This window comes from Streptomyces griseus (assembly GCF_900460065.1).
Lineage (GTDB): Bacteria > Actinomycetota > Actinomycetes > Streptomycetales > Streptomycetaceae > Streptomyces > Streptomyces griseus.
Genome location: NZ_UAVD01000033.1, coordinates 114878 through 130503, shown reverse-complemented (window position 1 = coordinate 130503; position 15626 = coordinate 114878). Strand labels below are relative to the sequence as shown.

Sequence of the window (15626 nt, the reverse complement as noted above, 5' to 3'; positions counted from 1 at the left end):
GGTGGGAACCCCGATAACGGGGTTCCCACCGCCCTCGGCGCGCGTCCGGCGTCGGGCGGGAGGCACCTCCGAGAAGCCCGCGCCCGACGTACCGGCACGTGTTCCGCCACTCCCCCGGCGCACCGTGGTACAGTGCGATCAGCACGTGTGTATGCCCTTCTCATCGGGCACCGGTGCTGATTCCTCCCCACAGCTGTCGCGCCCGTCCTTTCCGACCGGCGATCCAGCTTCTTCCCAGCGTTTTCGCTGTCTCTCCGGCCCAGGGCTTCCGTGCCCCGGTGCGTGGCGTGATGTTCCGCCGCACCCCAGGAAGGCCGGTCCCCTCATTCGCCTGTCCGCGGAAGGACCCCTCCCATGACCACCACTCTCGAACGCCCCACCGCCCCTGAGCAGCGCCCCGTCCGGGTCGCCGGCCTCCTCGACCCCGCCGACGACGGCCACGGCATGCTCCGTGTCCGCGGCGGCCACCCCTCCCCCGACGACATCCAGGTGTCGTCCGCTCTGATCCGCCGCCTCGGGCTGCGCAAGGGCGATGCCGTCGAGGGCGGCTGCGACCGGCCGCGCGTCCTGGCCTCGGTCGACCGGGTCAACGGACGCGACCCGGAAGACCTGCGGGGCCGTGCCCGCTTCCGTGATCTGACGCCCGTCCACCCGCGCGAGCGGCTGCGCCTGGAGACACCGCGCGGCGGGCCCGCGCCGCGCATCGTCGATCTCGTCTCCCCCGTCGGCAAGGGCCAGCGCGGCCTCATCGTCGCACCGCCCCGTACGGGCAAGACGGTGCTGCTTCAGCAAGTGGCCGCCGCCGTCGCCACCAACCATCCCGAGGCGCACCTGATGGTGGTGCTGCTCGACGAACGGCCCGAGGAGGTCACGGACATGCGCCGCTCGGTACGCGGCGAGGTGTACGCGTCGACCTTCGACCGGCCCGCGCGGGAGCACATCGCCCTGGCCGAACTCGCCGTCGAGCGTGGCCGGCGCCTCGTCGAGCAGGGCCGGGACGTGGTGATCCTGCTGGACTCCCTCACCCGCCTGTGCCGGGCCCACAACAACGCGGCCCGCGCGGGGGGCCGGACCCTCAGCGGCGGCGTCGACGCGGCGGCCCTGGCCGGCCCCAAGAAGCTGTTCGGGGCGGCCCGTTGCGCCGAGGAGGGCGGTTCGCTCACCATCCTGGCGACGGCTCTCGTGGAGACGGGTTCACGGGCCGACGACTTCTTCTTCGAGGAGTTGAAGGGCACCGGCAACATGGAGCTGCGCCTGGACCGCTCCGCCGCCGAAGCGCGGATCTTCCCCGCCGTCGATGTCGCCCGCTCCGGCACCCGTCGCGAGGAACTCCTGTTCGGTGAAGGGGAGTTGGCGGCGGTGAGGGCCCTGCGCCGCGCCCTGGGCACGCGGGACGGCCAAGGCGCCCTCCAGGTGCTGCTGGACAGGGTCCGGCGCACCCCGGACAACGCGGCCTTCCTGCGGCAGGTGCAGCCGACGGTGCCGGGCGCCTGAGCGCCGGCACCGGTCGGCGTGCCGGATGCCGGCGGCGGGGCTCAGGCGTCGCCGAGCGCTTCGGAGACCAGCGCCCTGGCCTCCTCCTGGACCTGGGCGAGGTGGCCGGGGCCCTGGAAGCTCTCCGCGTACACCTTGTAGACGTCCTCGGTGCCCGAGGGGCGGGCGGCGAACCAGGCGCTGTCGGTGCAGACCTTGAGGCCGCCGATCGGGGCGCCGTTGCCGGGGGCCTCGGTGAGGACGGCGGTGACGGGCTCGCCCGCGAGGGTGTCGGCCTTGACCTGCTGGGGGGAGAGCTTCGCCAGCACGGCCTTCTCCTCACGGGTGGCGGGGGCGTCGACGCGGGCGTAGGCCGGGTCGCCGAAGCGGTCGGTGAGGCGGGCATAGTGCTCGGAGGGGGTGGAGCCGGTGACGGCGGTGATCTCGGAGGCGAGGAGGGCCAGCAGGATGCCGTCCTTGTCGGTGGTCCAGACCCGGCCGTCGCGGCGCAGGAAGGAGGCCCCGGCGGACTCCTCGCCGCCGAAGCCGAGGCTGCCGTCGTAGAGGCCGTCGACGAACCACTTGAAGCCGACCGGGACCTCCACCAGGGTGCGGCCGAGGTCCTGGGCGACCCGGTCGATCATGGACGAGGAGACCAGGGTCTTGCCGATGCCGGTCCCGGCGGCCCAGCCGTCGCGGTGGGTGTAGAGGTAGTCGATGGCGACGGCCAGGTAGTGGTTGGGGTTCATCAGTCCGCCGTCGGGGGTGACGATGCCGTGCCGGTCGGCGTCGGCGTCGTTGCCGGTGGCGATGGCGTACGCGTCGCGCTGGGCGATCAGCGAGGCCATGGCGTGCGGGGACGAGCAGTCCATGCGGATCTTGCCGTCCCAGTCCAGCGTCATGAACCGCCAGGTCGGGTCGGCGAGCGGGTTGACGACGGTGAGGTCGATCCGGTGCCGTTCCGCGATCCGCCCCCAGTAGGCGACGGACGCGCCGCCGAGCGGGTCGGCGCCGATGCGGATCCCCGCGTCGCGTACGGCGTCGAGGTCGAGGACGGAGGGCAGGTCGTCGACGTAGGCGGTGAGGAAGTCGTGGCGGCGGGTGGTGTCGGCGGCCAGGGCCTGGGCGTACGGCATCCGGCGGACCACGCCGAGTCCGGCCTCGATCAGGGCGTTGGCCCGGTCCTGGATCCAGGAGGTGGCGTCGGAGGCGGCGGGCCCCCCGTTCGGCGGGTTGTACTTGAAGCCGCCGTCGGCGGGCGGGTTGTGCGAGGGGGTGACCACGATGCCGTCGGCCAGGTGCTCGGTGCGGTCCCGGTTGTACGTGAGGATGGCGTGCGAGACGGCGGGGGTCGGGGTGTAGCCGTCCTCGCTGTCGATGAGGGCGGTGACCCCGTTGGCGGCGAGCACCTCCAGGGCGGTGGCCCGGGCGGGTTCGGACAGCGCGTGGGTGTCCGCGCCGAGGAACAGGGGTCCGTCGGTGCCCTGGCGGGCGCGGTAGTCGCAGATCGCCTGGGTGGTGGCGGCGATGTGGTCCTCGTTGAACGCGGCGGCGAACGCGGAGCCGCGGTGGCCGGAGGTCCCGAAGGCCACCCGCTGGGCGGGCTCGGCCGGATCGGGGTGGAGGGCGTAGTAGGCCGTCACCAGCCGTGCCACGTCGACCAGATCTGCGGGTTGCGCCGGGTGACCGGCCCGTTCGTGCACCATCGGGGCTCCTCGTACGTCTTCGTCGTCGACCGGCCCGCGGGGAGACGGACCCGGCGCACCGGGGAAACGATCTCCCCCGGTCCGTACCCGATTCTGCTCTCCCGGCCGCCCAGGTGCGCGACCGGTTCGCGCCTTCCTCGTGTCGCTCCCCGGCCGGAGCAGCGCCGCGCCCCCGGTCCGGAGCGGACCGGGGGCGCGGAATCGTCGGGGTGGGGGCTCAACGGCCCTGGAGGGACTTCACGTTGTCGCCGAAGGTCCAGCCCCTGGAGCCGTCCCAGTTCAGGGACCAGGTCATCAGCCCCTTGAGGGAGCCCTTGTAGTGGTTCCAGGCCTGCGAGACGAGCCCGGTGGACATGTGGCCGCCGCCGGCGCCGGGCTGTGCGGGAAGGCCGGGGACCTGCTTGTCGTAGGGCACCTTGATGGTGGTGCCCTGGATGACCAGTCCCTTGTTCAGGCAGTCGGTCTGGGCGGTGAAGCCCGCGACGGTGCCGGCGGAGTAGGAGTCGCCGGAGCAGCCGTACATGCTGCCGTTGTAGTACTGCATGTTCAGCCACCACAGGCGGCCGTTGTCGGCGTACTTCTTGATGATGGGCAGGTAGGAGCCCCAGATCGAGCCGTAGACGACGCTGCCGCCGGTGACGTACGCCGTCTCGGGGGCCATGGTGAGGCCGAAGTTCGGCGGCATCGCGGCGAGGACGCCGTCGATGATGCGGATGAGGTTGGACTGCGAGGCGGAGAGCTGGTTGATGTTGCCGCTGCCGACGAGGCCGGTCTCGATGTCGATGTCGATGCCGTCGAAGTTGTACTTCTTCAGGATCGGGACGATCGTCTGGACGAACCGGTCGGCCACCGCGCTGGAGCTGAGGTCGATCCCGGCCGCGGCTCCGCCGATCGACATGAGGGTGGTGAGGCCGGAGGCCTTGGCCTGACACATCTCGGCGGGGGTGGCGACCTTGACGGTGTTGTCCATGCCGTCCTCCCAGAGGACGGTGCCGTCGGAGCGGATGACGGGGAAGGCCGCGTTGATGACGTTGTAGCCGTGCTGGGTGATGCGGGAGTCGGTGATCGGGATCCACCCGAGCGGCGGGTGCACGCCGTTGGCCGCCCCGTCCCAGTTCTCCCAGTACCCCTGGAGCACCTTGCCGGTGGGCTTCGACTTGACCGCGCAGGTCTCGACGGCCGCGGTGCCCGTCTCCGCGGCCTTCGGCGGCGCGGCTCCGACGAGCATCGGTACGACGAGCGCCGCGGCCAGGCCGAGGCCCAGCAGTCGTGAGGTACGACCCATGATCCGTACGTCCTTCCAGCCCGGGTCCGCCGCCGACGGGGCGAAAGGTTCGCCCCGCCCCGCCCTGTGTCGTGACCCTGCCAAACCGTAGAATGGTCCAGACCTTCGGTCAAGAGGTCTGGACCAGACGGCCCGTCAGGGCCGGTGCCGAGCGCACCGCGACGGGGCGGGAAGCGGCACGGTCAACCGCTCCCGCCCCGTCCGGTCACCGGCCGCGGCCCCTCGGCCGCGACCGGGACCCGGGCGATCCCGGCGGTCGCCGCGTCCTCCATGCGGCCGTTCAGGCAACGGGCCCTGGCCGCGCAGCCTTCACCCTGGGCTGCACCCCGCTGTACGTGTCCGCTCCGAATCACCGGCGGGGTCGGCCCCACGAACTCCGTCCTCGTCACGCCGGCGGGCCCCGCGGTGCTCACCACCTTCCGCCGGGCGGCCCGGAAGGCCCGCTTCCGGGCCCCTGGCGGGGATAGATTCGGGGCCGCAGGGACCGTGATCGCCTCCGGGGGGAAGAAGCATGGACTGGGGCACGCTCGTCGCGACGGTGAGCGGCGGTTTCCTCGCCATATCGGGCACCTTGCTCGCCGACCGCCTGCGCCAACGCCACGAGAGGGACCGCGGGGCCCAGGAGCGGCGGCGCGCGGTGTACATCGAGTTCATCGCAGCCGTCGGGAGATGCCACACCCGGCTGCGCGGCATAGCCCAGGCGCAGGATCCGGCCGTCGATCCGGACCTGGCCGCCCGTGCGGCGTTCGACGAAGCCGCCGTCCACGAGGTCCGCGAGCGGTTCTTCATCGACGCCTCCGCCGACGTGGCGGGCGCCGGACAGGCGATGTTCCAGCAGCTGCGCGCCGTCCAGCGCGTCGTGGGCACGGGCGCCACACACACCTCGCAGGCCTTCCACGACGCGTACCACCCCTACCTCGACAGGGTGTGGGCCTACCGGACGGCGGTGCGGGGCGAACTGAAGGACCGGGCCTTCTCGCCCGCGTCCTTCGGGTGGGACGCCTGGGACGGCAGGGAACGGTGCCCGGTGTGCCGGGGGGAGCTCACCGCGGGAGCCTGAGGGGGACCGGCCCGCCGCACGCCCCCCGGTGCCGTCACCTGGTGCCCGGGCCCTGCTCGGGCGGTGTGTGTACGCCGTCGTGGATCGAATGGGCCATGATCACGGGTCCGTTGTAGGTGCCGTCGTGGATCGTGTTGTGGTTGACCGAGACGGTGGTGCCGGCGGAGTGCGCGGGAGCCAGCTCGTCGAGCAGGCCGCGCAGCTCCTCCGCTGCCCCGGGGTTGTCCCGCAGGGCCCGGCGGAGCCTGACCCGCCACTCGGCGGTGACGTCGGCGGCACCGTCCTCGTCACCGTTGCGGCGTGCCGCGAGCAGTTCCTCGCGGGACTCCTCCAGCTCCGCGTCGACGACGTCGACGTCCTCGCCCCGCGCCAGGAACCGGGCCATCCGACCGCGCGCCTGCGTCCAGGCCTCCGTCACCATCAGCCCCACGAAGGCGGTCGCCCCCGACGCCGCCAGTGCCGTCAACTCCGCTTCCACCGGACCCCCTCCGCCGCACCTGTCGTGCCGTTCCGGGCGCAGTGCCCGTCGCTCCTGCAACCGTAGAGAGCGAACCACTCCCGCGGAAGCGGAATCAGGGGCACGGTACGGGGCGTTTCCGGCCGGGTCGGCCGGTCCGTGCGGGGGCGCGGATGCGCTGCGCCGTCGTTCGGGGCCGTTCGGGGCCGTTTCCGCTCGGGACCGGCGGTCGCGCAACCATGCCGACGCCGGATGCGTGATGATGGAGGAGGGGCCGCGGCACGACGGCGTTGCGCCGACACCGCCGGCCGACGCCCCGGAAGGGCGGTCGCCATGTCCGCAGCCGGAGTCAGGACCTCGGCCGCAGCGCTGTTCACCGCGCTCCTGCTGGCCGTCACCGCCGCGTGCACGGGCGGGGACGGGACGTCCCCCACGCCCCGCGGCAGCTCTCCGTCCGGTGGCCGGGCCGCCGTACTCGCCGTGAAGATCGACAATGTGGCGCCCGCGCGGCCGCACACCGGTCTGGAGCGGGCCGACATCGTCTACGTCGAGCAGGTGGAGGCCGGCCTGAGCCGGATACTCGCCGTGTACTCCTCCGCCCTGCCACCGGTCATCGGTCCGGTGCGCAGCGCGCGGGAGACCGATCTCGAACTGCTGCGGCAGTTCGACCGGCCGGCCCTGGCCTTCTCCGGCGCCCAGAGCCGGCTGCTGCCGGTCATCGACCGGGCGCCGCTGGACCCGGTGCCGCCGTCGAAGGCGCCGGGCGCGTACTTCCGGGGCCCGGACCGTCCCGCGCCGCACAATCTCTATCTGCGCCCGCAGCGGATCCCGTTCGAGGCCTCCGGGGTGAACGCCGTCGGGGAGCTGGGGCTCAGGGTCGGCGCGCCGCCCTCCGGCGGGGAGCGGGAGGGCAGCCGCACGGTTCGCTACCCGTCCGCGTCGGTGACGTTCACCTGGTCCGCCGAACGCGAGCGCTGGCTCGTCTCCCTGGACGGCTCCCCCGCCCGCACCACCGAGGGCGACCGGCTCGGAGCCGGGACGGTCGTGGTCCAGTCCGTGACCGTACGGCCCTCGGACTTCCGTGACCGGTCCGGGAACACCAGTCCTTTCACCGAGACCGTGGGATCGGGGGACGCGGTCGTCCTGCGGGACGGCCGGGCGTACGAGGCCCGGTGGACGCGGAGCGCGACCGACGCGGACACGGTGTACACCACCCCCGACGGGCAGCGCGTCGATCTCGCCGAAGGGCCGCTGTGGATCCTGTACGCGCCGCGCGGGGGCGCCTGAGCGACGGCCGGCGGAAGGGCGTCCGGGCATGGGGTCGCCCCCACCGCCCGGACGCCCGGGGCCCGCGGTCCTCCCGCGGGACCTCGACCTCCCTACTGCCAGACCTTGATGTAGTCGACGCTCATCTTCTGCGGGAAGCGCGTGGTGGCGTCGGGCGGGCCGGGCCAGTCACCGCCGACCGCGTTGTTGAGGATGAGGAAGAAGTCGTGGTCGAACACCCAGGGTCCGCGGGTGCGCTCCAGCTGCTCCTTGTCGACCGTGTGCGTGACCTGGCCGTCGACGCGGAACGTCATGCCCTTGCTGTTCCAGTCCACGGCGAAGGTGTGGAAGTCGTCGGCGAAGTTCGCACCGCCCGGCAGGGAGTACGGTGCTCCGTACCCGGCCGCGCCGTTGTACGCGGGTGCGTGCAGGGTGGAGTAGGTGGTGTTCGGCTCCTTGCCGACGTGCTCCATGATGTCGATCTCACCCGTGTAGGGCCACGGACGCCCCTGGTCGAAGTAGTCCGCGCCCAGCATCCAGAACGCGGGCCAGAGCCCCTGCGTGCCGGAGACCTTGATGCGCGCCTCGACCCGGCCGTAGGTGAACTGGAACTTCCCGTAGGTGTTGAGCCGCGCCGAGGTGTACTGGCACGTGGTGCTGCCGCTCAGCGGGTCGGGCGGGCAGGCGGAGCCGGGCGTCGGCTCCCGGCGGGCCTCCAGGACGAGGCTGCCGTTGCCGTCCTGGGCCGCGTTCTTGTTGTCGGTGTAGTACTCCAGCTCGTTGTTGGGTCCGGTGCCGGTCTCCGGAACCCACTTGGCCGGGTCCGGCGCCGCGCCGGCGGGGCCGTTGAACTCGTCGCTGAAGACCAGTCGGTCGTACGTGGGGTCCGCGGGCAGCGGGGGCGCGGGGACCGGCGCTCCGCCGGTGCCCCAGACCTGGAACTCCCAGAGCGAGTAGCCGTACTCACCGCTGCGCTGGGTGGCGTACAGGCGTACGTGCCGGCCGGTGCCGCTGACGTCGAGCGTCTCCTTGAATCCCGTGCCCGACGCCGTCTCGTGGATGGTCGTCCAGTCGGTCCCGTTGTCGGAGACCTCGATCCGGTAGGCCCTGGCGTGGGCCGGGTCCCACTGGAGGACGACCCGGTTGATCTCGGCGCGGGCGCCGAGGTCGACCGCGATCCACCCCTGGTCGGTCCAGCCGCCCTCGGGGCTGGTGGCCCAGCGGCTGGCCGGGTCGCGGTCGAACGCCTTGTCCGGGGAGCACTCCCAGCAGGTGCCGTCGTGCTGGGAGGTGGAGGCGGAGCCGGTCTTCCCGTAGGACAGCAGGACGTCGCCGTCGCCGGGGGCGGTGCCGCCGGAGGCCGAGTAGACCTGGAACTCGTGGAGTGAGTAGCCCCAGGCGGTGGCGCGTTCGGTGCCGTGCATCCGGATGTAGCGGCCGGTTCCGGAGACCGTCAGGGTCTCGACGCCGCCGGCGCCGGTCGTGGTGGAGTGGATCGTCGTCCAGTCGGTTCCGTTGCCGGAGACCTCCAGGCGGTAGCCCTTGGCGTACGCGGCCTCCCAGTCGAGTACGACACGCCCGATCGAGGTGCTCGCGCCCAGGTCGACGCGGAGCCACTCGTCGTCGGTGAAACCGCTGGACCAGCGGGTGGCGGGGTCGCCGTCCACGGCGGCCGCCGCGCCGAAGGGGCCTTCGGTGCTGGAGGCGGTGGCCGGCTTTCCCCGGGAGACGAGAACGGGCGCGGCGGCGGCGCGTTCGGGGGCGACGGCCACCGAGAGGGTGAACAGGAGGGCCACGACGGCCATGACCGCCAGGGCGCCGCGCGACCGTGGTGTTCCACGGGCTTCCATGCGAACTCCTTGTGCTGTGAGGGGATGAGGCCGAGAGAGCGCTCCCCCGCAGAGGGGAGACTGACGGGCCCCCGGCGAACCGTCAAGACGTGGGGCGGAGTTGGTTCGACCGACCACAGGACGCCCTCGGGCCGGCCACGCCGCAGCCGCTCAACTACCGCACCGCCTTCAGAAGATGAAACGTCCGGCGGGCCGACAGCCCGACCGCGGCTTTCCTGTGCACAACTCTTGACGTGACGGAAACACGGGAGAATCATTCGGCTACCGAGAGAGCGCTCTCTCTCCTCTCTGGGGAGCGCGCCCGTAGCTGAACCACCCCCGCCCACCTGACCTTTCAGGAGATCAGACATGTCCGTTGCCCTCGTCAGACCCTCGCGGCCTCCCCTGGCCGCATCCCGTCGACGGCGCACGCTGGCCCTCGCGGTCATCACCACCCTGGTCGCGACACTGCTCGCGGCCGTGCAGGCGGCTCCGGCACAGGCCGCACCCGTCCTGCTCTCCCAGGGCAGCACGGTGACCGCCTCCAGCCAGGAGAACGGCGGCACCGCGGCGGGCAACGCCGTCGACGGGAACGGCGGGACCCGCTGGTCCAGCGCGTTCGCCGACCCCCAGTGGATCCGGATCGACCTCGGTTCCCCGGCCACGCTCAGCCGGGTCGAACTCGCCTGGGAGGCCGCGCACGCCAAGAGCTACCGCATCGAGCTCTCGACCAACGGCAACGACTGGACGACCGCCTACAGCACCACCACGTCGGCGGGCGGCAACGAGACCCTCACCGTCTCCGGCGACGCCCGCTACGTGCGGCTGACGGGCACCGAGCGGGCCACCGGATACGGCTACTCGCTCTGGGAGTTCAAGGTCTTCGGCACCCGTGGCGGCGGCGGACCGGAGATTCCGGGCGGCGGCGACCTCGGCCCGAACGTCCATGTCTTCGACCCGTCCACGCCGAACATCCAGGGCAAGGTCGACGAGATCTTCCAGCAGCAGGAGGAAGCCCAGTTCGGCAGCGGCCGGCACGCGCTCCTCTTCAAGCCGGGCACGTACAACAACATCAACGCGCAGATCGGCTTCTACACGCAGATCGCGGGGCTCGGCCTCAACCCGAACGCCACCACGTTCAACGGTGACGTGACGGTCGACGCGGGCTGGTTCAACGGGAACGCGACGCAGAACTTCTGGCGCTCGGCGGAGAACCTGACCCTCAACCCGGTCAACGGCACCAACCGCTGGGCAGTCTCCCAGGCCGCCCCGTTCCGCCGGATGCACGTCAAGGGCGGACTGAACCTCGCCCCCGACGGCTACGGCTGGGCCAGCGGCGGCTACATCGCCGACTCCAAGATCGACGGGACGGTCGGCCCGTACTCCCAGCAGCAGTGGTACACCCGCGACAGCTCGGTCGGCGGCTGGACCAACGCCGTGTGGAACATGACGTTCTCCGGCGTCCAGGGCGCCCCCGCGGCGAGCTACCCGACCCCGCCGTACACCACGCTCGACACCACCCCGATCTCCCGCGAGAAGCCGTTCCTCTACCTCGACGGGAACGAGTACAAGGTCTTTGTCCCCGCGAAGCGCGTCAACGCGCGGGGGGTCTCGTGGGACGGCGGAACCCAGCCGGGCGAGTCCATCCCGCTGAACCGCTTCTACGTCGTCAAACAGGGCGCCACGGCCGCGACGATCAACGCCGCGCTGGCGCAGGGCCTCAACCTGCTGTTCACGCCCGGGGTCTACCACATCGACCAGACCATCAACGTGAACCGGGCGAACACCGTCGTCCTCGGTCTCGGCCTGGCCACGATCATCCCGGACAACGGGGTGACGGCGATGAAGGTCGCCGACGTCGACGGGGTGAAGCTCGCGGGATTCCTCATCGACGCGGGCCCCGTCAACTCGCCGACACTGCTGGAGGTCGGGCCGCAGGGCGCGTCCGCCGACCACTCGGCGAACCCGACCTCGCTCCAGGACGTGTTCGTGCGGATCGGCGGCGCGGGTCCCGGCAAGGCGACCACGAGCATCGTCGTCAACAGCGACGACACGATCATCGACCACACCTGGGTCTGGCGTGCCGACCACGGTGAGGGCTGGGGCTGGGAGACCAACCGGGCCGACTACGGCGTCCGCGTGAACGGCGACGACGTGCTGGCCACCGGCCTGTTCGTCGAGCACTTCAACAAGTACGACGTGGAGTGGTACGGCGAACGCGGACGCACGATCTTCTTCCAGAACGAGAAGGCCTACGACGCCCCGAACCAGGCCGCCATCCAGAACGGCGCGACCAAGGGCTACGCCGCCTACCGCGTCGACGACTCGGTGGAACAGCACGAGGGCTGGGGCATGGGCAGCTACTGCTACTACAACGTCGACCCGACCATCGTGCAGGAACACGGCTTCAAGGCGCCGGTGAAACCCGGCGTGAAGTTCCACAACCTGCTCGTCGTCTCGCTCGGCGGCAACGGCCAGTACCAGCACGTCATCAACAACATCGGCTCGCCGACGTCGGGAACGTCGACGATCCCTTCGACCGTCACCAATTTCCCCTAGTCCAGGGCATTTTCGGCCCGGACCCGGTGACCCGGGAGCGGGGGTTCGGGTCCGGTGTCCGGCGGCCCGGACCCGACCCCCGCGAACGGAGGGCGGCCTCCGGTGGACGCGACTGTCCATCGGGGGCCGCCCGTTCCGGTCGGGGAGGATCCTCTCGGCGGTCCTCCCGTCCGGCTACCGGGAGCGGGACAGCAGCTCGCCGCCCGCGTACCGCGCCGAGCCGCCCAACTCCTCCTCGATGCGCAGAAGCCGGTTGTACTTGGCCGTCCGGTCGGAGCGGGACAGCGAGCCGGTCTTGATCTGGCCGCAGCCGGTCGCGACCGCCAGGTCCGCGATCGTGGTGTCCTCCGTCTCGCCGGAGCGGTGGGACATGACGGCGCTCCAGCCAGCACGCCGGGCGGTGGCGACCGTGGCGAGGGCTTCGGTCAGGGTGCCGATCTGGTTGACCTTCACCAGGACCGAGTTGCCGACGCCGGTCCGGATCCCCTGGCGCACCTGCTCCTCGTCGGTGCAGAACACGTCGTCACCGGTGAGCTGGCAGCGGCCCCCGACCCGGGCGGTCAGCTCGCGCCAGCCGTCCAGGTCGTCCTCCGCCATCGGGTCCTCGACGGAGACGATCGGGTACGCGTCGATCAGCTCGACCAGGTAGTCGACCTGTTCGGAGGGGGTGCGGCGTACGCCCTCGCCCGCGTACGCGTAGGCCCCGTCCCGGAAGAACTCCGACGAGGCCGGGTCCATGATCAGGCCGATGTCCGCTCCGGGTCGGTACCCACTGCGCTCGACGGCGCTCATCACGAAGTCGAGCGCTTCCTCCGCCGTGCGCAGCGCGGGGGCGAAGCCGCCCTCGTCGCCGACGGCCGTGGCGTGTCCGGCGGCGAGCAGGTCGCCTCGCAGGGTGTGGAAGATCTCGGAGCCCATGCGGACGGCTTCCGCGAAGGTCCGTGCGCCCACCGGCGCGATCATGAACTCCTGGAAGTCCAGCGGATTGTCGGCGTGCGCGCCGCCGTTGACGATGTTCATCATCGGCAGCGGGAGAAGGCGGGCGTCGGCCCCGCCGAGGTAGCGGTAGAGCGGCCGGCGGTGGGCGGCCGCGGCCGCCTTCGCTGCCGCTAGGGAGACCCCCAGGATCGCGTTGGCTCCGAGCCGGGACTTGTCGGGTGTGCCGTCGAGCGCGACGAGCGCGGCGTCCAGGCCTGCCTGGTCGTCCGCGTCGCGGCCGGCGACAGCCGCGGCGATCTCCCCGTTGACGTGGGCGACCGCACGGTCGACGCCCTTGCCGTGCCACTGCCCGGCGTCGCCGTCGCGCAGTTCCAGGGCCTCCCGCGCGCCGGTGGACGCGCCGGACGGAACCGCGGCGCGGCCGAGGGACCCGTCGGCGAGGCGGACGTCGGCCTCGACGGTGGGGTTGCCCCGGCTGTCGAGGATCCGGCGGGCGGTGACGGACTGGATGACGGTGGGCTCAACTGCCTTGGGGGCCATGCGAGGTCCTTCCGAAGTCACACGCCGCGGCGCTTCTGCGACAACGCCGGCGCCCGCCGCGACACCCAGAACTCTACAGCAAGGCTGTTCAGACTAGCTGTACAGTTGAGCTGTGCAGATTGACTGCTCAGCCTCGCTGTCCAGTTGTGCTGACCGGGTCCGCTCCGCGGGGCACCCGTGGGAAGCCGCCGCCGATCACGGGTTAAAGTGCCCTATGCCGACCCCGGAACCCGCGACCGTCGCCGCCGACCTGCGCGTCGCCATGGGCAGACTCGCGCGGCGCGTGAAGCAGGAGGACCGGATCCCGCACGGCCAGGTCGCCGTCCTGGGCGTCCTCGACCGGGACGGGGCCATGACCACCAGCGACCTCGCGGCGGACCAGCGTGTGCGCCCCCAGTCGATGGCCCGCGCGGTCGGACTCCTCATGGAACAGGGCCTCGTCGTCCGCAGGGCGCACCCGACGGACGGCCGGAAGTCCCTCGTCGACCTCTCCGACGTGGGGCGGGCGGCGCTGGAGGCGGAGCGCGACCGCCGCGCCGACTGGCTCGCCCGGGCCATCGACCTCGAACTCGACGAGGACGAGCAGCGGACGCTCGCGCGCGGCGCCGCCCTGATGGAACGGCTCGCCGCGTACTAGGTGTTCCGACCCGCCCGCTCGGCGACGCCCGGCCTCGCGGACCCGGACCACGGGAAAAGCGCGTTGTCGGGGGAGTACGGGTGTGTCAGGGTCGCCCGGTGAACGCTTCGCGATGTGACCTTCTCCGCCACCAGTTCGATCTGACCTGGTCGCTGTTCGAGTACCACCTGGAGCGGCTGGACACCGAGGACTTCCTCTGGCAGCCGGCGCCCCTGTGCTGGACGGTGCGGCGGCGGGCCGACGGCCGGTGGATGCCGGACTGGGCCGAGACGGAGCCCGACCCCGTTCCGGTGCCGACGATCGGCTGGCTCAGCTGGCACATCGGCTGGTGGTGGAGCACGACGATCGAGCACTCCTCGGGCCGCGCGCCCCGGGACCGCGAGGACGTCGCGTGGCCGGGTGACGCCGCGGGGGCGATCGGCTGGCTGCGCGAGCTCCGGGAGTCCTGGCTGGTGGTGCTGGACGGCCTCGACGACGCGGTTCTCGACGCCGCCGCCCCGTCCCCCTGGGGCCAGGGGCCGGACCACACCATGGCGCACCTGGCAGCGTGGGTGAACGCCGAGCTGATGAAGAACGTCGCGGAGATCGGCCAGCTGCGCATGGTGCGCGCGGCCTCCTCCCCCTGACCGGCGGTTTCGGGGACCGGATCGCCAACAGCCCTACGGAGCGGCTGGGTTAGGCTCACCTCATCAAGGGAGTCCAGCCCCGCCCCTTCCCCTCTCTCGCAAGGAGACGCCCATGGGTCCGGTGACCGAGAAGAATCCGTTCGCCGCCTTCGGCCTCCCGGGCCGCCCCGGCAGCGACGCGTTCTGGGCGGCGGCCCGTACGCCCGTCTCGGTCCCCGCCGACGGCGGGTGGCGGACCCTCTTCCTGTGGCGTGGTCCCGAGGCGGAGGGCGGCGGCGGTCCCGTGCTCGACTTCGAGAGCTGGTCGCCGCCCGTCCCGTTGCGCCGCTGGGACGGTACGGACTGCTGGTACGCCGAGGTGCGGATGCCCGCGCGGCTCCGGGTGACCTACCGCGTCGTCGTCGGGGACGCGGCCGTCGCCGACCCGTTCAACCCGGTCGGCGCCGGAGCGGACCGTTCCGTCGCCGCGACTCCGGACGCCCCCGCCCAGCCCCACTGGCCCGCTCTCGGCGCGGACGACGTGCTCCCGCTCCCCCGCGCCCGGATCCGCTGGAGCAGCGACCGGCTCGGCGGACGGCGGACGGTGCGCGTCCACCCGGCGGGCGGCGGCGGTCCGCTGGTCCTGCTGCTCGACGGGGACGACTGGCTGCATCTGCACCCGGCCGTGACCGCCTTCGACGCGGCCGTCGCCGCGGGTGACATGCCCCCGGTGACCCTCGTGTTCCTGCCGGCCAAGGACCGCGGGACCGAGTTCGCCTGCCGCCCCGAGCTGTGGGAGGCCGTCCGGGACGAACTGCTGCCGCTGGTCGCCGACTCGGGCGTACCTGCCGACCCGGAGCGGCTGGTGGTCGCCGGACAGAGCCTCGGCGGTCTGAGCGCCCTGTACGCGGCACTGGAGTTCCCGGAGCTGGTCTCGCGGGTCGCCTGCCAGTCGGGGTCCTTCTGGTGGGCGCCCGGCGCGGAGGGGTCGCCGGATCCGCTGGGCGGGGCCCCGGGCGGAGCCGTCGCCGAGCGGCTGCGCCGGGGGGTCGACCTGTCCGGGCTGCGGTGCGCGTTCGACGTGGGCGAGCACGAGCACGCGATGCTGCCGCACTGCGAGCTGACCGAGAAGCTGACCGAACGGGCCGGGGCCACGGTCCGGGTGTCCCGTTCGGCGTCCGGGCACGACCGGGCGGGCTGGCGGCACGCCCTCCTCAGGGACGTCGCCTGGGCGCTGGGCTGAGAGGTTCCCGGGGCGGGCGCCGGGCGC

General features: G+C 72.3%; 12 protein-coding genes. 7 read left to right on the top strand and 5 right to left on the bottom strand.

The window, feature by feature from the left end; translation table 11 throughout:
* The first annotated feature begins 354 nt into the window (after positions 1-354).
* Positions 355-1494: a transcription termination factor Rho gene (rho, locus tag DTB53_RS24935; RefSeq protein ID WP_003971047.1), complete on the top strand. Its 1140-nt coding sequence runs from the start codon at positions 355-357 to the stop codon at positions 1492-1494.
* A 41-nt stretch (positions 1495-1535) separates the two neighbouring features.
* Here rho and pgm read toward each other — a convergent pair whose 3' ends face one another.
* Both pgm and DTB53_RS24925 read right to left on the bottom strand, forming a co-directional pair.
* On the bottom strand, positions 1536-3179 hold the full coding sequence (gene pgm / locus DTB53_RS24930; RefSeq protein ID WP_012382164.1) for a phosphoglucomutase (alpha-D-glucose-1,6-bisphosphate-dependent): 1644 nt from the start codon (positions 3177-3179) through the stop codon (positions 1536-1538).
* A gap of 217 nt (positions 3180-3396) precedes the next feature.
* Positions 3397-4464: a chitinase gene (locus tag DTB53_RS24925; protein ID WP_012382163.1), complete on the bottom strand. Its 1068-nt coding sequence runs from the start codon at positions 4462-4464 to the stop codon at positions 3397-3399.
* Between the two features lie 511 nt (positions 4465-4975).
* Between DTB53_RS24925 and DTB53_RS24920 the strand changes: the two genes are divergently transcribed.
* The gene (locus DTB53_RS24920; RefSeq protein WP_012382162.1) at positions 4976-5524 is read left to right on the top strand and encodes a hypothetical protein; all 549 of its coding nucleotides are present in this window, start codon (positions 4976-4978) and stop codon (positions 5522-5524) included.
* A 34-nt stretch (positions 5525-5558) separates the two neighbouring features.
* On the opposite strand, the gene DTB53_RS24915 is transcribed toward DTB53_RS24920, so the two are convergent.
* A complete protein-coding gene (locus DTB53_RS24915; RefSeq protein WP_012382161.1) occupies positions 5559-6002 on the bottom strand; it encodes a hypothetical protein in 444 nt (147 codons plus the stop codon).
* A gap of 312 nt (positions 6003-6314) precedes the next feature.
* Here DTB53_RS24915 and DTB53_RS24910 point away from each other — a divergent pair, with 312 nt between their 5' ends.
* On the top strand, positions 6315-7268 hold the full coding sequence (locus tag DTB53_RS24910) for a DUF3048 domain-containing protein (protein WP_012382160.1): 954 nt from the start codon (positions 6315-6317) through the stop codon (positions 7266-7268).
* A gap of 92 nt (positions 7269-7360) precedes the next feature.
* Here the strand turns inward: DTB53_RS24910 and DTB53_RS24905 are convergent, their stop codons facing one another.
* Entirely contained in the window at positions 7361-9097 is a 1737-nt protein-coding gene (locus DTB53_RS24905) for a discoidin domain-containing protein (protein ID WP_003971041.1), read from the bottom strand.
* A gap of 348 nt (positions 9098-9445) precedes the next feature.
* Between DTB53_RS24905 and DTB53_RS24900 the strand changes: the two genes are divergently transcribed.
* Positions 9446-11635 (top strand): discoidin domain-containing protein, encoded by a 2190-nt coding sequence (locus DTB53_RS24900; RefSeq protein WP_012382159.1) that lies wholly within the window; start codon positions 9446-9448, stop codon positions 11633-11635.
* Between the two features lie 174 nt (positions 11636-11809).
* Here DTB53_RS24900 and eno read toward each other — a convergent pair whose 3' ends face one another.
* Positions 11810-13114 (bottom strand): phosphopyruvate hydratase, encoded by a 1305-nt coding sequence (eno, locus tag DTB53_RS24895; protein WP_012382158.1) that lies wholly within the window; start codon positions 13112-13114, stop codon positions 11810-11812.
* A 214-nt stretch (positions 13115-13328) separates the two neighbouring features.
* On the opposite strand from eno, the gene DTB53_RS24890 reads away from it, so the two are divergent.
* The 3 genes from DTB53_RS24890 (at position 13329) to DTB53_RS24880 (ending at position 15599) form a co-directional block, all read left to right on the top strand.
* On the top strand, positions 13329-13751 hold the full coding sequence (locus DTB53_RS24890) for a MarR family winged helix-turn-helix transcriptional regulator (protein ID WP_012382157.1): 423 nt from the start codon (positions 13329-13331) through the stop codon (positions 13749-13751).
* 98 nt (positions 13752-13849) lie between these two features.
* Positions 13850-14377, top strand: coding sequence for a DinB family protein (locus DTB53_RS24885; RefSeq protein ID WP_042497784.1), 528 nt, complete (start codon positions 13850-13852; stop codon positions 14375-14377).
* A 112-nt stretch (positions 14378-14489) separates the two neighbouring features.
* A complete protein-coding gene (locus DTB53_RS24880) occupies positions 14490-15599 on the top strand; it encodes an alpha/beta hydrolase-fold protein (protein ID WP_012382155.1) in 1110 nt (369 codons plus the stop codon).
* Positions 15600-15626: the final 27 nt, after the last annotated feature.